This window comes from Exiguobacterium sp. KKT215 (genome assembly GCF_055635335.1).
In genome coordinates this window covers 2,607,912-2,623,774 of the sequence record NZ_CM145756.1, presented here as the reverse complement: position 1 = coordinate 2,623,774, position 15,863 = coordinate 2,607,912, and the positions used below count along the sequence as shown (strand labels likewise).

Here is a 15,863-nt window from a genome sequence, read left to right as displayed (position 1 = left end):
ATGATAGAAGATTTAAATATAGTTGAGCTTCAGAAAAAAGCAAAAGAACGGACTGTTAAGACTCAAAATATTGAATATGATTTAGAAACAATTGTAAAAAGAATAAATCAAGGGAAAATAAAATTAGATCCCGAATATCAAAGGAACAGAAGATGGACAGATGAAACAGCTTCTAGGCTTATTGAAAGTTTAATTTTAAACATTCCAATACCAACCATTTATTTATCACAAGACGTAGATGCTGACGAAGAGGTTGATGAGGAGTTTATTGCTAGATTTTCGGTGATTGATGGACAACAAAGACTGACAGCAATTAAGAGATTTATTGAAAATAAACTGGCTCTAACTGAAATGGATGTGCTTGAAGAATTAGAAGGGTCTTATTATGAAAACTTGCCGGCTTTTTTGAAAAGGAGACTTGAAGAGCGGACGATTAAATGTTTAAGAATTGATTCAACCCTTGATCCGCAAGTAAAATATGATATTTTCGAAAGACTGAATACTGGAGCAGTAAAGCTGGAACCTCAAGAACTGAGAAATGCAATATACAGGGGGAAATTTAACGAATTAATTAAAGAATTAGCTAAAAATCATGATTTTATGTTATTAAATCAAATCGATATTAAAGATAGAGATAATAATAGAAAAGTGAAAAAAATGGAAGATGTTGAATTAGTCCTTCGATTTATTTCATTTATTGATAACAGATACAAAACGTATAAACCTAACTTAAAAACTTTTCTATCGGATAGTATGAAAACCTTTAATAAAGAGGCTACTGAAGAAAAATTAGAATTTTATAGAGATATATTTAATCAAACAATGAATGTTATAAGGTTAAATTTCGGAGATTCTGCATTTGCTAAATATAAATATTTAGGAAAAGAAGATGGTACAGAACGACTAGTTTATGCGTCTAAATTCAATGCTGCAGTATACGATGCTTTGAGTATTTCTATGGCAGATTATATTATAAATAATGTAGATAAATCTGAAAATGTAGAAATACAACAAGAAATAAAGAATAAATACTTATTACTTTTTAAAGATAGTAACTTCGTAGAATCTATTTCAGGCAGTATAAATGATAAAACTAAATTAGAAACGCGAATTAGTACAGTGAAAGGTGTATTAAGAGGTGAGGTTAGTGAGTGAACAAGACGGAGTTGACAAAGTTATAAATATTGAAATTCAAGAACCAGAAGACGAATGGGAAGAAGTCGACGGACAATTTGAATCCATTCAAACACCTACAGAAGAAGAGGATTTTGTACAGGTTGAAACAGAGGTTTATGAATTCTTAATAACATCTGAACAAAGATGGGAGGAAATAAATTTATTAATTAAAATGACAAATGAATTTTCTTCCAAAAAAGACTATTATGATGTTCTCTGCAGATCAACCACAGTATTACTAGTTGCTCAATTAGAAGGTTACATTAAGGACTTAGCCAAGGCTGTAGTCAGAGATCTAAGTGAGCAAGTGAACTTCTCACTAATGCCAAAAACAATTAAGTCAAATTTTATAAGCTATTTTTTGGGTGATGGTGGGAGATACGACGACTTATCTAAAATTTTTGATAAATATAATCCTGATCTTCAAATTGAACCTTTTTTATATGATAGAAACAAAAATCCCAAATCTAGCGTCATAGACAAGATATTAAGTAATTTTGGTATTGACAGTTTTTTTAGTTATTTACATGAATCTAAATTAGAAGTTGTATTTGAAAATGACAATGAGATAACAGATCAACTTGTGGAAGAGATAAAAGCTCATTTGCTAGAGGGGACCAAGAATTTTCCCTATAAAGTAGAATTATCAAAATTCGATTTGGTAAAAAGTGATATAAAATTCACAAAAAAAAATCGAGCAACATCTCTTTGGATAACATTCTTAGATGAAATTTTACAAAAACGGAATAGGGTGGCTCACGGCTCTAACTTTGACAATGAATTATCTGAAGCTTTATTAATTGAATATGAGAGGAAAGCAAAAATACTTCAATATGCAATAGTTTTAGTTTTAATAGATTCTATAGGAAGTAATCAAATTTCAAAATAATACTGGTTGATAAGTTGGGGGAAAGCAAGATAAAAATATATATAATTTACTTCCTGATTTTTTTAAAGTCTTGATCCAAAAATTGCACAATTGAGCTAAAAAGATAGAGTGAATTTATACTACTGTTTTTCTTTCCAATGATTTTAGCTAGTTAAGTTATAGCAAAGAAGGATTGCTTGTAAGCAATCCTTCTTTCAATCCGTCTGTTTCCGGTTATACATCACAATACTTCCGACGAACACGACAAGCGCCCAAGCGGACAGTATCACAAGCTCCAACCACGTAGAACCAAATCCAGAACCGCCCTCAATTTGATGCGCGAGGTCGATTAAGACGATGTTCGGCAAATACTCGAGTAACCCGATGATAGAGAAACGGTCCTCGTACACCAACAACATTGGTGAGAACGAGAAGAAGAAAAACGCCGGCATGACGATGAGCGAAGCTTCCATGACCGTCTTCGTCATCAATCCGAGAATCGTCCCAATCCCGATATAAAAGAACGTCGAGACGATCAAGGCGAGTGAGATAACGAGCAGGTTCGCAGGGCTGTATCCCATGATGAAGGCACACGCTGCGATGAGGATGAGCGTCGTCACAAACGTGAGCGCGCTCTTTCCAAGCAAGATGTCGAGCGTGCTCGCCGGCGATAACATCAGCCCACGGAGTGTGTTCTTCTCTTTCTCTTCGGCGATTAAGGCACACTGGACGAACGTCGCAACCAGGCTGAACGTGATATTGATGACAAAGTAAGTCACGTCGATGCCTCCTCCGCCGAGCTGTGAATAGAAGACGGCGAAGAACAGCGGCATGATTAGCGTCGAGGAGACGAATAAGTTCCGCGACAAGTCTTTATAGTCTTTCTGGAAAATGGCGAGTGCCCGTTTCATTGAAAATGTCATGATAATTTCCTCCCCGTTACTTCGATAAAGATATCCCCGAGCGTCGGTTCGTTCGAATGAATGGCCGCGATGTTTTGATCACGCATCTGCTCATGAAGCCAGTCCGCCCCATCTTTTCCTTGCTTCAATTCAACCGTTTCCCCGTCATGCAGTTCGACGCGCATCGAGCCGTTCGCATATTTCCGGCGCAATCGTTTCGGAGCGTCTGTGTAATGCAAAATAGGAGTGCAGAAGTGTGCAACGGAAACGTACACAACTCTGCACTCCTATTTTAGAAAAGAAAAAGGACTTGCCAGCAACCATAATCTCACCCTAACGTTTAAGTTGCGACACAAGAACGTTAGGAGATGGAAGGAATGCTAGCAATGTCCGATATCAATTGTATCAAATATCTGAGAAACCACAAATCACATTCGATCAATCGAATCGCTAAAAATCTAGACCTCAACTGGAGGACGGTAAAAAAATACGCGGATTCAGCTCAACTGCCGAGTGAAACCATTCGCCCCAAGAGAGGCATGATGTACGGAACGAAATGGGGCGAGATGGTCGAGGATTGGTTGACCGAGGATCAAATGCTTCAGAAAAAGTTAAGACGAACGAATAAAAAGCTTTATGAAACGCTGGTGGCGAACGGATTCGAGGGTTCTTACCGGACGGTCTGCAATTTCATCAAGAGCTGGCATATGACGAGCGAGGAGGAAAACGACACAAGGCAAGAACGATTGCAACACCCTCCGGGTGAGGCACAGGTAGATTTCGGGACGATGGAAGTCGTCAAAGATAGTCATGCGGTCGATGTAAAATGCCTCGTCATGAGCCTGCCCTTCAGTAACCGCACAGCAGCTGTCGCCCTGCCCGCAGAAAACCAAGAGTGCTTTTTGACGGGACTCAAAATGCTTTTTGAAGAAATCGGTGGTGTACCGCAACAGCTCAGAATCGATAATCTCCCCGCCGCAGTCATCCAACCACGAACGACAAAAGAAGAGGCGATCTATACAGATGCTTTCCTGCAGTTCATGGCACATTACGGCTTCCAAGTTCAAAGCTGTAATCCTTACAGAGGTAACGAGAAAGGAAGTGTCGAGAACAAGGTAGGATACGTTCGGTACAATTTTCTTGTCCCAGCCCCTGTCATGCATGATTACGATTCGACGAACCGGCAACTCGCAGCTTCCCTACGGGATGACATGGAGAGAGTGCATTACGAAAAGCATGTGCTGATCCGTGAGTTGTTCGAAGAAGAGCAGAGACATCTATTGCGATTGCCGCAAGAAGACTTCCCCGTCTTCAAAGAAGAACTGTTCAAGGTGAACAAGTACGGCGAAATAACGATCGATAAGACGAAAGTCTTGATCCCTTCAGGGGCTCGTCATGGGCAAGTACGCGCCATCTTAAGGTGGGATTCGATGAAGATTCTCTCACTTCACGGAGAAATCCTCTACGAAGAAAAACGTCCCTACATGATGACAAAGCGTGCGCTCCCATGGGAAAACATCATCAGCACTTGGCACAAGAAGCCGAGAAGCTTCGGGCACTCCCGTTATTCCGAATATCTGCCGGGTAGAATCAAAGAGTACCTGGGCGTACCCAACTTACTCGTTCGGCAGGAAAGACTGGCCTGGATCCGAGCCAAGCTCGCACTCTATCCAATCCTCGAGATCAATGAACGCCTATACGAGCTACTGAGCGAGGACGACGATCCAGCCGTGGTTGAGGACCATCCTTATGATGTGGATTGGAGCAAGTACGATAGCCTGAATCGGCCTTGGGGAGAAGGTGGTGCAGTATGAGCCTAAAAGAAATGTGCAAATCGCTCCGCCTTGCCTATGTCGCTGAAATCTATGAATCGATTCCAACGGAATCCCCTGAAAAGTTTCTCACGGAGCTTTTCTCGATGGAAATGCGCCTCCGCGAGGAAGCGAAAGCGCAACGGTTAATCAAAAAGGCAAAATTCATCAACAATAAGTCACTAGACGACTATCATTGGGGCAATCACATCTACTTCCCAAAGCATTTAGATAAGGACGAACTGACCTCACTGAATTTCGTCGAGCACTCACAGAACGTCGTTCTGACAGGGTCCCCGGGTACAGGAAAGACCCATTTGGCCATCGGGCTCGGGAGAGAAGCTTGTCACAAAGGTTATGAGGTGAGGTTCTTCCGGGTCTCTGAACTCGTCGAGCAACTTAACAAGGCCTGGCGGGATGGAAAACTAGGCAACTTCCATTCTCGTCTCGAGTCGGCAGATATGATTATTTTAGATGAGATGGGATATCTCCCTCTCACAAAAGAATCTGCGGAACTTCTGTTTCATCTCATCACCGACTGGTACGAGCGAAAGAGCCTGATCATCACATCCAACCTTGAGTTCAGCCAATGGAATCGCATCTTTGGCGACGCGCGCTTGACTGCGGCACTCGTCGATCGCGTCATCCATCACGCTCACATACTAAACTTTACAGGTGACAGTTATCGTGTCACGCATGCGTTGTCGAAACACTAAAACCCAGCTGGCAAAGTTCTGTACTTTTCGTTGCATTATTGTGCACATTTGTATTGCAAAATACAGCGTCGAGCAATTGAATCTCCCCTTGATGTAAGAAGGCGACGCGGTCGCACAACTCCTCGGCCTCATTCATGTCGTGAGTCGTCAAGAAGATGGTCGTCCCTTTTGCCTTCAACCGTTCGATGCCTTTATAGATGTGGCGCGAATTGACCGGATCGAGTGCGGATGTCGGCTCATCTAAAAACAACAGTTCCGGTTCATGTAATAACGCCCGGGCCAGTGTCACCCGTTGCAGCATCCCACGTGATAAGGCAGAGATGCGTTTTTTGCGTTCCCCGGCCAAGTTCACTGTCTGGAGCACGTCATCGATACGAGTGCGTGGCTCGTCGTACAGGTCGCAATAGAGCTGCAAGTTCTCTTCAATCGAAAGACGCGTGTACAGTCCGCTGTTATCGGTCAACACGCCAATCCGCTTCCGATACTGTTCTTGTTTCAACTCCGAGACCGGGACGCCGAACACGGTGGCGTCACCAGACGTCTGGGCGAGTTGCGACGTCAAAATTTTAATGGTCGTCGTCTTCCCGGATCCACTCGGTCCGAGGAACCCGAACACCTCTCCTTTTTTTACAGAAAAGGTCACGTCTCGTAACGCTTCTTCGTTCCCGAACAACTTTTTCAATTGATTCACGGTGATAATATCCTGCATCGCTCGTTCCTCCTTGTTGATGTCGTATTTCCTGATTAAATCATATCGAGAGGAAGAGGCGGGCGCATTAGAATGGCCATAAATGGCGCTTCTTGAGGACTGAGTGGAGCGAATCGGACTGTGAATGGAGCCTATTTCAGCCCAATCATCGTCTTCAATTCGGCCATTTTCGTCTTCGAGAGGGGAATCGTTGTCTTCGCCGAATCATCGAGCACGAGGCTAAAACTGTTCTTCGTGTACGTGATCACTTCCCGCACCCGTTGAAGATTGACGATGTACGACCGGTGACAACGGAAGAAGCCGTACGGAGTCAAACGCGTCTCGAGCTCGTTCATCGTGAAGACGCTCGGGAATTGCTCCGATTGACTGTGTAATACGGATTGTCCATCCTGGCTCTCGATGTAGTCGATTTCTGGTGGATCGAGCAAGACGATTTTCTCGTTCACTTTTGTTGGAATCTTCTCGAAGCGGACGTGCATGACGTCAGGCGTGACGTCTTCGTGCGCATCCGCTTCATCCGGTTCCACGTCGAGTAAGCGCAAGTGCCGATGGTCGATACGATAGACGGTCGACGTGACGAAGAGGGCACTCTCCATGTTGCTCGTCAGAAGCAGGATGGCTTTTTGTTGCTGCTTCAGTTGCATCAAGACGGTCGCGAACAAGTGCCGTGTCTCTTGGTCGACGTTTTGATCCGGTTCTTCGAGAACGTAAATGTCCCGATTATGTAGAAGCAGCGCCGCATATTGGACGCGCCGGACGAGAGACAAGCTGAGCCGGTTCAATCGTTTGTTCCGATATGGTGTGAGTTGAACGGTTTGCAGGACGATATCCAGCGATTCCGTCGATTCGTAAAGCGTGTGCGTAAATCGCAAGTACTCCTCGACAGTCAGCCGGTCATACAATCCGTCACGAATGGAGAAGACAGAGAGCGTACGATTCGCTGTATCGATGGTCCCGGAGTAGTTTGCGTGCGTGTCCGTCAATAATGCGAACAATATTTCCCGGGAAGTGACGCCACAATGAATGGCTGCGATTTCACCCGGATTGATGGTGAAGGAGATATTTTCAAGGATGAGCGTGTCCTGTTGGCGAACAGAGACGTTGTCGAACGTAAGCACCGAATCCCTCCCTTTTTAGTTGGAGTATACCATTGATTCAGGAAAGACTTGAGTAATGAATTGGAATAAGGCTATGCTAAACTGGAGATAATTTGAAATTAGATGAGGGTGTGTCAGTGAAGATGATTGAGGTCATTCCGTTAGATTTTGATAAAACGAGTATAGATGAGATTGATCGGACAGCCGATTATTTGAACTATCCGGTGATTTATATTTTGAACGGACAGAAGGAAGCGTATATCGGGGAAACGGTGCATTTCCAAAAACGTATGAAACAACATCTGAAGCTGAAACAAGCTGATCGGAAAAATGTAGACCAAATCAATCTCGTGAAGCATGAGACGTTCAATCGATCGGCGACGTTTCATCTTGAGACGAAGTTGATCAACTACTTTTTAGGGGACGAGAAGTATACGTTACAAAACAAAAGCAAGACGGCAAGCGACTTCACACACAATTATTACAATAAATCGTTCTACGACAATGAGCTGTTTCCTGAGTTATGGGGTGTGCTACATAAGAATGGGCTCGTCGAAAACGACCTGCACGCCATCGAGAACAAAGACATCTTCAAATTGTCGCCGTTCAAAGAACTATCCGTTGAACAGATGGATTTAAAAGAGCGTGTGCTCGAGTTTTGTGAGACACGGATTGCGAAGGCCAAGCCCGAAGACACGTATGGAGACTTGTATGTCATTGAAGGCGAGGCCGGTGTCGGCAAGAGTGTTGTACTGAGCTCCATCTTCAATACGATTCAGGCGCGAACGAATGAGGCGGGTTCGAATCTGTATCAAACGGAGAACTATCTGGTCGTCAATCACGAGGAGATGCTGAAGACGTATAAAGGGATTGCCAAACAAGTCAAACACTTGAAGGCTGTCAATTTCGTCAAACCGACGCCGCTCCTTAACAAGTTAAAAGATAAGAAGGTCGATATCATTTTGGTCGACGAGGCGCACCTCCTGTTGACGAAGTCAGATGCATACAACAACTTTCGGGCAGATAATCATCTCGAAGAATTGATGAAGATCGCCAAGGTTGTCATTGTTATCTTCGATCAAGACCAAGTGTTAAAGCTGAAGAGTCGGTGGGATCAAAGCAAGTTGGATGAGTTTAAAGAAAAAGCGAAGTGTTTGAAAACATATAAACTGACGAATCAGTTTCGGATGCAGGCGGATGAGGATGTCATCGATTGGATCAAAGCCTTCAAAGCTAAGCAGATACAAGCATTCCCAGCTTCTAAAAACTATGATTTACGTGTGTTTGAAACGTTGGAAGAGATGCACCTAATGATTATCGAACAAGACAAGAAACATGGGCTCAGTCGAGTCGTGTCGACGTTCGATTACCTTCATAAAAAGGACGGGGAAACGTATTACGTTTACGAGTCGAACGGTGAGTATAAGATGCCGTGGAATACGACGGGAGGCAAGACGACGTGGGCCGAGAAATCGGAGACGATTGCCGAGGCTGGATCGATCTATACGATCCAAGGTTTTGATTTGAACTACGTCGGCGTCGTGCTCGGTCCTTCGGTAACGTACGATGAGACGAAGGATTGCTTGGTGATCGACACGAATCTCTATAAAGACACCGGGGCGTATGCGGGAATTGACGGTGTCAAAGATGTCGAGTTGGCGAAAGAACAAATCGTGTTGAACTCCATCAATGTGTTGATGAAGCGTGGCGTCCGAGGACTTTACTTATATGCGAGCAATCAAGCGTTGCGAGATAAGTTGTTACACATTCAAAGAGAGAAGGTACAGATATGAACGAAGTACAACGACTGATGGACAAAGTGATTGAATTCCGTGACGAGCGCGATTGGGCGTTCCATCATAACCCGAAAGACTTGGCATTATCGTTATCGCTCGAGGCGAGCGAGCTGTTGGAGTTGTTCCAATGGGTGTCGAGCGAAGAAGCGCTCGAGACGAAACACGTCGAGATGAAAGAAGAGCTCGCGGATGTCCTCATTTACGCGCTGACGTTCGCGCATGCGGCAGGGATTGATGTGTCGCAGGCGATTGAAGAGAAGCTCGAGAAGAACGCGGTGAAGTATCCGAGTCCACAATCATGAGTGAAACGCTCGAAAGGTATCCTCCAGATCAATTTATGATTCCTTGCCATTTAACCGGAGAGAATTTCTCACCTCGCGTTGCAACAGAAAAAACAGGCATTCAATTTTATAAACAAACAGAAGTCGGGGAGATTGAGCGCGTAGGGAAATGGCAAGGAATTGCTACGTACGGTCATGCGTCATTTGAACCACCACTTGAATTTCAACAAATGGAAAATCCGTATATCGGACTCTTTTGGATGGTGGACATCCTTACGGAGCATATCGATACCCTTCGTTCTTGTGGAGCCGATTGTATCCATATCGATTTAGGTGTCGTCTATCACCTTGATGTGAAACTAGAGTTTGAACCCGATTTCTTAATGAAGCTTGCGAATTTAAAGATTCCATTTTTAATTAGTGGCTATAAAGAAGAAATTGCTGAATAACGTTACAGGAACTAGTTGGATAAGTACGGTATTAACATCGAGAAAAAAGCAGTACAGCCCGTTATTGGGTCTGTACTACTTTCGTTTGAACCATCGCGATGACCTCATCCATCGTTTGGATGGTCGCGAACTCTTCGTTCAAGTTGGCGAGGGAGACGTCATGGATGACATCTGCTGGAATCAACGAACCGCTCAATGAACGGCGGTCGAACGTCGCCGTCGCATCGGACACGACAATTGGTCCGAATCCGAGATTGCCGGCCATGCGGGCGGTCGTCTCGACACAGTGGTTCGTGATCAATCCTGTGACGATGATGGATTTCGCTTGATACGCTTCGAGAAGCTCTTGCAGGTTCGTACCGATGAAGGCACTGTTGACCTGCTTGGTGAGGATGGTGTCTTGTTCGCGTGGACGAATGAAGTCTTGGAACAAATGACCGTCCTTCTGGAAGTAAAATAATGATTCAGGCACTTGAGAGACGTGTTGGACGTAGATGATCGGTTGATTGGCATCTTCCCAAGTCGAGATGAGACGTGCAGTGTTTGCTTCAAACATCGGATTGTTCCGATTGCCCCAACTCGGATCGTGGAACGCTTTTTGGACGTCAATAATCAATAATGGTACGACTGTGTTTTGCTTCATGTCTGTTTCCCCCTTGTTAACGTTACCTTAAGTGTAGCGGGGAGGAAGAGTTGATTACATACGAGATCAACGGAGTTCTGCGTGCGATTCCTTAAAATGCACGGAAGATTGGACACACAACTTACGATTTGAAAGTAGGGACCGAAATGGACGAAATTGATCGACATATCGTCAGCTTGATGCAGGAGAACGCGCGGATTTCTGTCACGGAGCTCGGGAAGAGGATTGGCTTATCAACACCGGCTGCGAATGAACGGCTGAAGCGGCTCGAAGAACGCGAAGTCATCACAGCGTATCGTGCCGTAATCAATCCGGAGAAATTAGGAAAGCATGTGACGGCCTTTATTTTATATGACACGACACGATGCGAGGCGTTCCGAGAGTTTTGCCGACAACAACCGAGCGTGATGGAATGCCATCGTCTCGCCGGCCAGTACAGCTATTTGGTAAAAGTGGTGACGGAAAACGTACGCACTCTCGAGACGTTCATCGATGAATCGATGGCTTACGGCCAGCCGTCGTCACTCATCAATCTGTCGTCACCGGTTCCGTTTAAAGGAATTGAGTAAATAGAACCGTACTCACCTAAACGCCTTGGCCTGCGAAAGGAGAAATAATTGAATGACCCAACGCGAACGATTCGATCATTTATATGAAAGCGGGAAGCGCTCGACCCGCCAGGCACTCGCGTTATTTGCACTGATCACAGGAGTCAGTGTGGTCTTGATGACCATTGATGAACATCGTCTCGCTGAATTCATTTGGTTCCTCCTAGTGTTGCCATCTGTCGGTCTCGTGAAAATAGTGACGCGGACGAACACATTGCTACGCTTCAACTCGTCTGCCGCCTACAAGCGACTTGTGCGTCTTGAAGGTTGGGCAGCTATTGGGCTGATTGGAGCCTACGTGGTATTGATGCTGACACTCCTGTTCAACCCGGAACAAATCAGTTTGTTGGTGCTTGCAACGGGACTCTCCGGAATCGGAATCATCGCGTCGTCCCGGCTCGATCAAAGACTTGGCGAACTTGACGCGGAACATGTGACACATAAAGTGTATGCTCAGGGAAAAGTCGGTTTCTTTCCAAAATAAAGGCAGTCAAAAAGGAGTAGCGAGGGCTACTCCTTTTCATTTACGCGATCGACCAATTGTTTTGCTTCAAGTAGCGACAGACCATATGTCTCACGCAAGAATTTCACGGTCGGAATCACACCAATCGTATCGATTTTTTCTTTAATCGACGCATAAAACTCGTCATCCTGCACGATTGGTTCGGTATGGAGTTGTTTTCGTTTCAATGCATTAATATCTTTTGTTTGCATAACGATGACGTTGAGGAAGAACGCGTTCAAAATCAATGAAGCAATCAACATGATCGTGGTCCAATCCATTCAAACACTCCTTTCCATTAACGGCGAGTTTCTAACGCCTCTTCAATTCGATCGAGTCGTTCAATTAACGCATTCATTTGTTCTTGTTGATGCAAGGCGGTTAGTTTCTCGAATTCAATCTGTGCATTAGCGCGTTGCTCATGGCGATTCATGAATCGTACGATTGTCACAATGAACAAAATAATGATAAGCAACGGCAGCAGTGCCATAACTCCCTCGAGCAATGAGAACAATACTTCCTCCATGTGGTTTCCTCCTTGTGTGGCTCTTAGATATTACGATTTCAAATACGATTTGGTTTCATCGAGCGGAATGTATCCAGGCTTGGTACGTCGCCGTCTGACGTCCGAATCAAAATAATGAAACGGTGTGTGCATGGCCATAGAGATATAGACCGAAGCAAATGTCTTCAAATAGAGGGGTAGTGGAAAGAAATCATCCAATACTAAAAACATCAATGGGAAAGCTATGACAATCAATGCAACTGTCAACATGAATTCAGTTTTGATGAACCGATACAATAGACGCATCGTCCAGATGAATGGGAAATAAAAATAATAAAAGAATCGGTTCACCTCGTAACGTCCTTTCCTGAGCGGTGCGCCCAGATTATGTATATTCGCCTTTTTCAGTATAATAGGAACACCACGTATAAAGAAGGAGCGTTTTCATGAATCCATCAATTGCGATTATCGGAGCCGGTGTGAGCGGACTGTATGCTGCGTCGCTCCTCATCGAGAAAGGCTATGACGTCACCGTGTTCGAGTCGCGTGACCGCATCGGGGGACGGGTGTTGAGTCACGATGGCTTTGACCTCGGTCCGACTTGGTATTGGCCAGAGACGGAGACGACGATGACGCAACTGGTCGACCAACTGGGTCTTCAAGCGTTCTCGCAATACACGGCCGGAGACTTGATGCTCGAGCGGCAGTTCGGTGTCATCGAACGCCATACGCTCCCGCCCGGTCATACAATCCCATCGATGCGACTCGTCGGTGGCATGGCCAGTTTGTCGACGGCGCTCGCGGCGACATTACCGAGCGAAACGGTTCAGCTCGAGTCGACGGTCACCTCGATTCAACAGGTTGAGGACGGGGTATCTATCGAACTCGAAACGGGAGGGTCCCAACCGTTTAGTCACGTCATCCTAGCCATCCCACCTCGGCTCGTCCCACGTATCTCGTTTCAACCGGAACTATCGGAAACCGTGCAAACGAAACTGTCGAACACGCCGACCTGGATGGGCGGACAGGCGAAAGTGCTCGCCGTATATGACCGTCCGTTTTGGCGAGATAAGGGGCTATCCGGCCAAGGCATGAGCTGGGCCGGTGTGTTGCAAGAGATTCATGATGCCTCGCAGCCGGACGGACTTGCCGCGTTATTCGGTTTCTTCCGGTTGACCGCTACTGAACGCTCGGTACTCGACCGGGACGAATTGAATCGTCTCGTCATCGACCAGCTCGTCCGTCTATACGGGGAAGAGGCGCGCACCCCGCGTGATGTCTTATACGTCGATTGGTCGAGTGACCGGTATACGGCCACGGTTCAAGACGGAGAACCGTTGACTGATTTCCCTGTCTATCAGCCGATTGCACTTGATGCGGACTGGGAAGGTCGCCTTTCACTTGCTGGGACAGAGACGGACTCTTTGTTCGGTGGTCATATCGAGGGCGCACTCCGTTCAGCAGAACGTATCGTCGAGCCGCTCTAACCAAAAATGCGTATCATCCCAAACCCAGGATGATACGCATTTTTCATTTGAACTTTTGGATCATCAACGCGAGCGCACGATTGATCATTGTCATCTCATCGTCTTCGAGCACGGAGAACATCTCCTCGGCGAGTCGTTCTTCAATCGCATCGATTTGTTTCGAGTACTCCATACCGATTGGACCGAGGCGGATGAAACTCTCGCGCAAGTTGTCCGGGTTTTTCTCTTTTTTAACGAACTGACGCTGTTCGAGCACTTTGAGCACTTGGCTGACCGCACTTTTCGAGATATTCATCTTCGTGGCAATCTCGGTCGTCGTCCATGTGTCTTGTCGTTTGAACAGGAGTAGCATCTGTTCCTGTTGATAACTCAGTTCGAACTCGTTCAACTCGGTAAAATATTTAGTGAACAACAAGTCGAGCTCGTCGATTTGACGGTACATCTCGATGACTTGCTGTTTGCGTGTGTCGTTCAATGATTGTTCTCCTTTCATCGCGTGTCACGGAACGTCTGGCTCCGCACGTATAACACGCTACTCAATATTAATCCGATTATACCAAACGAGATGAGTAACGTTTGAATCGGCACGGCCAAGGCGACCAAAATCGACAGGACGGCGAACGCGATCGGCTCTAACCCGGATGCGGCGAGCGCCATGATGCTCATGACGCGTCCAATCTTGTCGTGGTCGCTATGTTCTTGCATGAGCGTGACCGTCGGCAAATAGACGAGCATCAACATAAATCCGCTCGCAGCTGCAGCCAAGGCAAGGAGTGTGATCGACTGCGCCTGCGTATAGAGGAAGAAGGCCCCAATCGTCAAAAACAGGACGCGGAAGACGAAGCGTCCACGGTGGACCGAGCGGAACAACAGGACGAGAAAACTCGCGACGAACGTCCCGACGGCAAGTCCACCTTCAATCAAACTCAAATCAAACGCGTTGCCACCCCGTTCACCTACGAGAATCGGGATGCTCATGATGAGCGGTCCCATGACGAACAAGTTGATGATAGCAATCGACAGCGTCCCGCTCCGTAAAATCGGCGTGCTCGAGACGTAACGAATGCCTTCTTTCAAATCGACGATGACATGGCCGAGCGACATCGCACGGGCTAGGGGGATGGAGTCACGAATCAAGCGCGGCATGATCAAGATAGCGGCGATGAAAATCAAGACGGCCGCCGTCCCGAAGCTTAGCCCGAAGCCGCCCCATGTGAGTAAGGCACCGGCGAGGAACGGTCCGAACACGAACATGAGCTCGAGCGTCCCTTGGAAGAGTGAGTTGGCGCGTTGCAACTCTTCTTGTTTGACGAGCGACGGGATTAAGGAAGACAACGCCGGATAGGACATGCCGTCGAGGAGTCCGAACACGATGGAAATCATAATCAAGGCGGACACCGAATACGCGTCCGCAAGATGCAGTGCCACGACTGCGACCATGAGAAGACCTTGTCCGAGGTTCGTCAAAAACAAGAGGCGACTTTTTTGGAATCGGTCGGCGAACACGCCGCCGAATACCATCATCACGACACGCGGCAACGAGACGGCGGTCATGATAATCCCGAGGAGGGCCGGTTGCTTCAGCACATCGATTGTGAGCCACGATACGCTCAAGAAGAAAATCGAGAAGCCGAGCGTGAGCGTCATCCCGGATAACCACGTGAACACGAAGCGTGGATTTTGTAGCACATTCATAAAGAAAACCTCAGTCTTTCTGTCTTTTAATATAGTTAAGTTAACTAAACTATAAAGCGAAGTGACTGGTTCGTCAAGCGAGGAGGCTACTACAAGAAAATTGTAAAAAAACGGAACTTTTTTTCTGGTGGAATCGTATAGTGAGATAAGAGGTGAACAAGATGAATAAACATCAGCGTTTGAAGCAAATGGTTACCGCAAACCGGAAATGGCTTCTCGTACGACTTGGCTTTGCGATTCCAATAGGAGTATTACTCTTTTTCTTTTTACAAACCGAGACACGATCAATCTTGTATGGCAGTTTGATGATTGCATCGTTGCTGATATACGGCGTGATGATTGGACGGGAAAGTCGATTCATGAGCAGTTTCACAGACCACATTCGAGCGAAGCGGGTCATCCATATCCAATATGTGTTCGACTACATGATGGTCGTCTTTATCTGTTTGTTTTTCCCGTTGCTCATGAAGCTCGAAACAATCAGTTGGGTCCCATTCTTCATCTTCTCTTTTACAGCGTTAGCGCTAGTGATTGTCGAGCGGTTACTTGATGAGAAAGTAAAGCTGATTGATCCCCAGCAACCGACGCGTCGAGACGTCAAGCGGGAAAGTTTTTAAG

Annotated in this window: 20 protein-coding genes; 11 read left to right on the top strand and 9 right to left on the bottom strand. The window is 46.0% G+C overall.

All coding sequences use genetic code 11. The features are described from left to right. Both ACZ2GZ_RS13660 and ACZ2GZ_RS13655 read left to right on the top strand, forming a co-directional pair. Entirely contained in the window at window positions 1-1,155 is a 1,155-nt protein-coding gene (locus ACZ2GZ_RS13660) for a GmrSD restriction endonuclease domain-containing protein (protein WP_470295348.1), read from the top strand. Further along, a complete protein-coding gene (locus tag ACZ2GZ_RS13655; RefSeq protein WP_470295347.1) occupies window positions 1,148-2,065 on the top strand; it encodes an MAE_28990/MAE_18760 family HEPN-like nuclease in 918 nt (305 codons plus the stop codon). The genes ACZ2GZ_RS13660 and ACZ2GZ_RS13655 overlap by 8 nt, the downstream gene beginning before the upstream one ends. Window positions 2,066-2,259: 194 nt before the next feature. Here the strand turns inward: ACZ2GZ_RS13655 and ACZ2GZ_RS13650 are convergent, their stop codons facing one another. Further along, window positions 2,260-2,967 carry an ABC transporter permease gene (locus tag ACZ2GZ_RS13650; protein ID WP_470295346.1) on the bottom strand — a complete coding sequence of 236 codons (708 nt, stop codon included), beginning with the start codon at window positions 2,965-2,967 and terminating at the stop codon, window positions 2,260-2,262. Next, on the bottom strand, window positions 2,964-3,221 hold the full coding sequence (locus ACZ2GZ_RS13645) for a hypothetical protein (protein ID WP_470295345.1): 258 nt from the start codon (window positions 3,219-3,221) through the stop codon (window positions 2,964-2,966). Before ACZ2GZ_RS13645 ends, ACZ2GZ_RS13650 begins: the two co-directional genes overlap by 4 nt. 93 nt (window positions 3,222-3,314) lie before the next feature. Here ACZ2GZ_RS13645 and istA point away from each other — a divergent pair, with 93 nt between their 5' ends. Together istA and istB are read left to right on the top strand one after the other, a co-directional pair. Next, on the top strand, window positions 3,315-4,760 hold the full coding sequence (gene istA / locus ACZ2GZ_RS13640) for an IS21 family transposase (protein WP_470295344.1): 1,446 nt from the start codon (window positions 3,315-3,317) through the stop codon (window positions 4,758-4,760). Further along, the gene (gene istB, locus ACZ2GZ_RS13635) at window positions 4,757-5,473 is read left to right on the top strand and encodes an IS21-like element helper ATPase IstB (protein WP_029595512.1); all 717 of its coding nucleotides are present in this window, start codon (window positions 4,757-4,759) and stop codon (window positions 5,471-5,473) included. Before istA ends, istB begins: the two co-directional genes overlap by 4 nt. Here istB and ACZ2GZ_RS13630 read toward each other — a convergent pair. Next, complete coding sequence (locus ACZ2GZ_RS13630; protein WP_470295343.1) at window positions 5,448-6,182, bottom strand: ABC transporter ATP-binding protein; 735 nt, start codon at window positions 6,180-6,182, stop codon at window positions 5,448-5,450. The two genes, istB and ACZ2GZ_RS13630, sit on opposite strands and share 26 nt — an antisense overlap. 131 nt (window positions 6,183-6,313) lie before the next feature. Continuing rightward, the gene (locus ACZ2GZ_RS13625) at window positions 6,314-7,300 is read right to left on the bottom strand and encodes a LytTR family transcriptional regulator DNA-binding domain-containing protein (protein ID WP_470295342.1); all 987 of its coding nucleotides are present in this window, start codon (window positions 7,298-7,300) and stop codon (window positions 6,314-6,316) included. Between the two features lie 122 nt (window positions 7,301-7,422). Between ACZ2GZ_RS13625 and ACZ2GZ_RS13620 the strand changes: the two genes are divergently transcribed. Genes ACZ2GZ_RS13620 through ACZ2GZ_RS13610 form a run of 3 tightly spaced genes read left to right on the top strand, consistent with a single transcriptional unit; the run spans window position 7,423 to window position 9,805 of the window. Next, entirely contained in the window at window positions 7,423-9,072 is a 1,650-nt protein-coding gene (locus tag ACZ2GZ_RS13620) for a DUF2075 domain-containing protein (RefSeq protein ID WP_470295613.1), read from the top strand. Then, complete coding sequence (locus ACZ2GZ_RS13615; RefSeq protein WP_214754722.1) at window positions 9,069-9,377, top strand: nucleotide pyrophosphohydrolase; 309 nt, start codon at window positions 9,069-9,071, stop codon at window positions 9,375-9,377. Before ACZ2GZ_RS13620 ends, ACZ2GZ_RS13615 begins: the two co-directional genes overlap by 4 nt. After that, the gene (locus ACZ2GZ_RS13610; RefSeq protein WP_214709421.1) at window positions 9,374-9,805 is read left to right on the top strand and encodes a hypothetical protein; all 432 of its coding nucleotides are present in this window, start codon (window positions 9,374-9,376) and stop codon (window positions 9,803-9,805) included. The genes ACZ2GZ_RS13615 and ACZ2GZ_RS13610 overlap by 4 nt, the downstream gene beginning before the upstream one ends. 61 nt (window positions 9,806-9,866) lie before the next feature. On the opposite strand, the gene ACZ2GZ_RS13605 is transcribed toward ACZ2GZ_RS13610, so the two are convergent. Then, complete coding sequence (locus ACZ2GZ_RS13605) at window positions 9,867-10,448, bottom strand: cysteine hydrolase family protein (RefSeq protein WP_214709424.1); 582 nt, start codon at window positions 10,446-10,448, stop codon at window positions 9,867-9,869. 146 nt (window positions 10,449-10,594) lie between these two features. Here ACZ2GZ_RS13605 and ACZ2GZ_RS13600 point away from each other — a divergent pair, with 146 nt between their 5' ends. Next, window positions 10,595-11,017, top strand: coding sequence for an Lrp/AsnC family transcriptional regulator (locus ACZ2GZ_RS13600; RefSeq protein ID WP_470295341.1), 423 nt, complete (start codon window positions 10,595-10,597; stop codon window positions 11,015-11,017). A gap of 52 nt (window positions 11,018-11,069) precedes the next feature. Continuing rightward, window positions 11,070-11,540, top strand: coding sequence for a hypothetical protein (locus ACZ2GZ_RS13595; protein ID WP_470295340.1), 471 nt, complete (start codon window positions 11,070-11,072; stop codon window positions 11,538-11,540). A 26-nt stretch (window positions 11,541-11,566) separates the two neighbouring features. On the opposite strand, the gene ACZ2GZ_RS13590 is transcribed toward ACZ2GZ_RS13595, so the two are convergent. Then, a complete protein-coding gene (locus ACZ2GZ_RS13590; protein ID WP_214709430.1) occupies window positions 11,567-11,839 on the bottom strand; it encodes a hypothetical protein in 273 nt (90 codons plus the stop codon). Between the two features lie 17 nt (window positions 11,840-11,856). Continuing rightward, on the bottom strand, window positions 11,857-12,084 hold the full coding sequence (locus ACZ2GZ_RS13585; protein ID WP_470295339.1) for a hypothetical protein: 228 nt from the start codon (window positions 12,082-12,084) through the stop codon (window positions 11,857-11,859). Window positions 12,085-12,509: 425 nt separating this feature from the next. Here ACZ2GZ_RS13585 and ACZ2GZ_RS13580 point away from each other — a divergent pair, with 425 nt between their 5' ends. Next, window positions 12,510-13,550, top strand: a complete 1,041-nt coding sequence (locus tag ACZ2GZ_RS13580) for a flavin monoamine oxidase family protein (RefSeq protein ID WP_470295338.1) — start codon at window positions 12,510-12,512, stop codon at window positions 13,548-13,550. A 43-nt stretch (window positions 13,551-13,593) separates the two neighbouring features. Here ACZ2GZ_RS13580 and ACZ2GZ_RS13575 read toward each other — a convergent pair whose 3' ends face one another. Both ACZ2GZ_RS13575 and ACZ2GZ_RS13570 read right to left on the bottom strand, forming a co-directional pair. Beyond that, window positions 13,594-14,025: a MarR family winged helix-turn-helix transcriptional regulator gene (locus ACZ2GZ_RS13575; protein WP_251129305.1), complete on the bottom strand. Its 432-nt coding sequence runs from the start codon at window positions 14,023-14,025 to the stop codon at window positions 13,594-13,596. A gap of 14 nt (window positions 14,026-14,039) precedes the next feature. Next, window positions 14,040-15,245 (bottom strand): MFS transporter, encoded by a 1,206-nt coding sequence (locus ACZ2GZ_RS13570; RefSeq protein WP_470295337.1) that lies wholly within the window; start codon window positions 15,243-15,245, stop codon window positions 14,040-14,042. Between the two features lie 161 nt (window positions 15,246-15,406). On the opposite strand from ACZ2GZ_RS13570, the gene ACZ2GZ_RS13565 reads away from it, so the two are divergent. Then, on the top strand, window positions 15,407-15,862 hold the full coding sequence (locus tag ACZ2GZ_RS13565) for a hypothetical protein (RefSeq protein WP_214720105.1): 456 nt from the start codon (window positions 15,407-15,409) through the stop codon (window positions 15,860-15,862). Window position 15,863: the final 1 nt, after the last annotated feature.

What these genes read in the sequence shown, in the direction of transcription:
- ACZ2GZ_RS13585 (WP_470295339.1), bottom strand. Translation starts at nt 12,084, where the DNA reads ATGGAGGAAGTATTGTTCTCATTGCTCGAGGGAGTTATGGCACTGCTG.
- ACZ2GZ_RS13615 (WP_214754722.1), top strand. Translation starts at nt 9,069, where the DNA reads ATGAACGAAGTACAACGACTGATGGACAAAGTGATTGAATTCCGTGAC.
- istB (WP_029595512.1), top strand. Translation starts at nt 4,757, where the DNA reads ATGAGCCTAAAAGAAATGTGCAAATCGCTCCGCCTTGCCTATGTCGCT.
- ACZ2GZ_RS13660 (WP_470295348.1), top strand. Translation starts at nt 1, where the DNA reads ATGATAGAAGATTTAAATATAGTTGAGCTTCAGAAAAAAGCAAAAGAA.
- ACZ2GZ_RS13580 (WP_470295338.1), top strand. Translation starts at nt 12,510, where the DNA reads ATGAATCCATCAATTGCGATTATCGGAGCCGGTGTGAGCGGACTGTAT.
- ACZ2GZ_RS13630 (WP_470295343.1), bottom strand. Translation starts at nt 6,182, where the DNA reads ATGCAGGATATTATCACCGTGAATCAATTGAAAAAGTTGTTCGGGAAC.
- ACZ2GZ_RS13650 (WP_470295346.1), bottom strand. Translation starts at nt 2,967, where the DNA reads ATGACATTTTCAATGAAACGGGCACTCGCCATTTTCCAGAAAGACTAT.
- ACZ2GZ_RS13565 (WP_214720105.1), top strand. Translation starts at nt 15,407, where the DNA reads ATGAATAAACATCAGCGTTTGAAGCAAATGGTTACCGCAAACCGGAAA.
- istA (WP_470295344.1), top strand. Translation starts at nt 3,315, where the DNA reads ATGGAAGGAATGCTAGCAATGTCCGATATCAATTGTATCAAATATCTG.
- ACZ2GZ_RS13590 (WP_214709430.1), bottom strand. Translation starts at nt 11,839, where the DNA reads ATGGATTGGACCACGATCATGTTGATTGCTTCATTGATTTTGAACGCG.
- ACZ2GZ_RS13595 (WP_470295340.1), top strand. Translation starts at nt 11,070, where the DNA reads ATGACCCAACGCGAACGATTCGATCATTTATATGAAAGCGGGAAGCGC.
- ACZ2GZ_RS13605 (WP_214709424.1), bottom strand. Translation starts at nt 10,448, where the DNA reads ATGAAGCAAAACACAGTCGTACCATTATTGATTATTGACGTCCAAAAA.
- ACZ2GZ_RS13600 (WP_470295341.1), top strand. Translation starts at nt 10,595, where the DNA reads ATGGACGAAATTGATCGACATATCGTCAGCTTGATGCAGGAGAACGCG.
- ACZ2GZ_RS13620 (WP_470295613.1), top strand. Translation starts at nt 7,423, where the DNA reads ATGATTGAGGTCATTCCGTTAGATTTTGATAAAACGAGTATAGATGAG.
- ACZ2GZ_RS13610 (WP_214709421.1), top strand. Translation starts at nt 9,374, where the DNA reads ATGAGTGAAACGCTCGAAAGGTATCCTCCAGATCAATTTATGATTCCT.
- ACZ2GZ_RS13570 (WP_470295337.1), bottom strand. Translation starts at nt 15,245, where the DNA reads ATGAATGTGCTACAAAATCCACGCTTCGTGTTCACGTGGTTATCCGGG.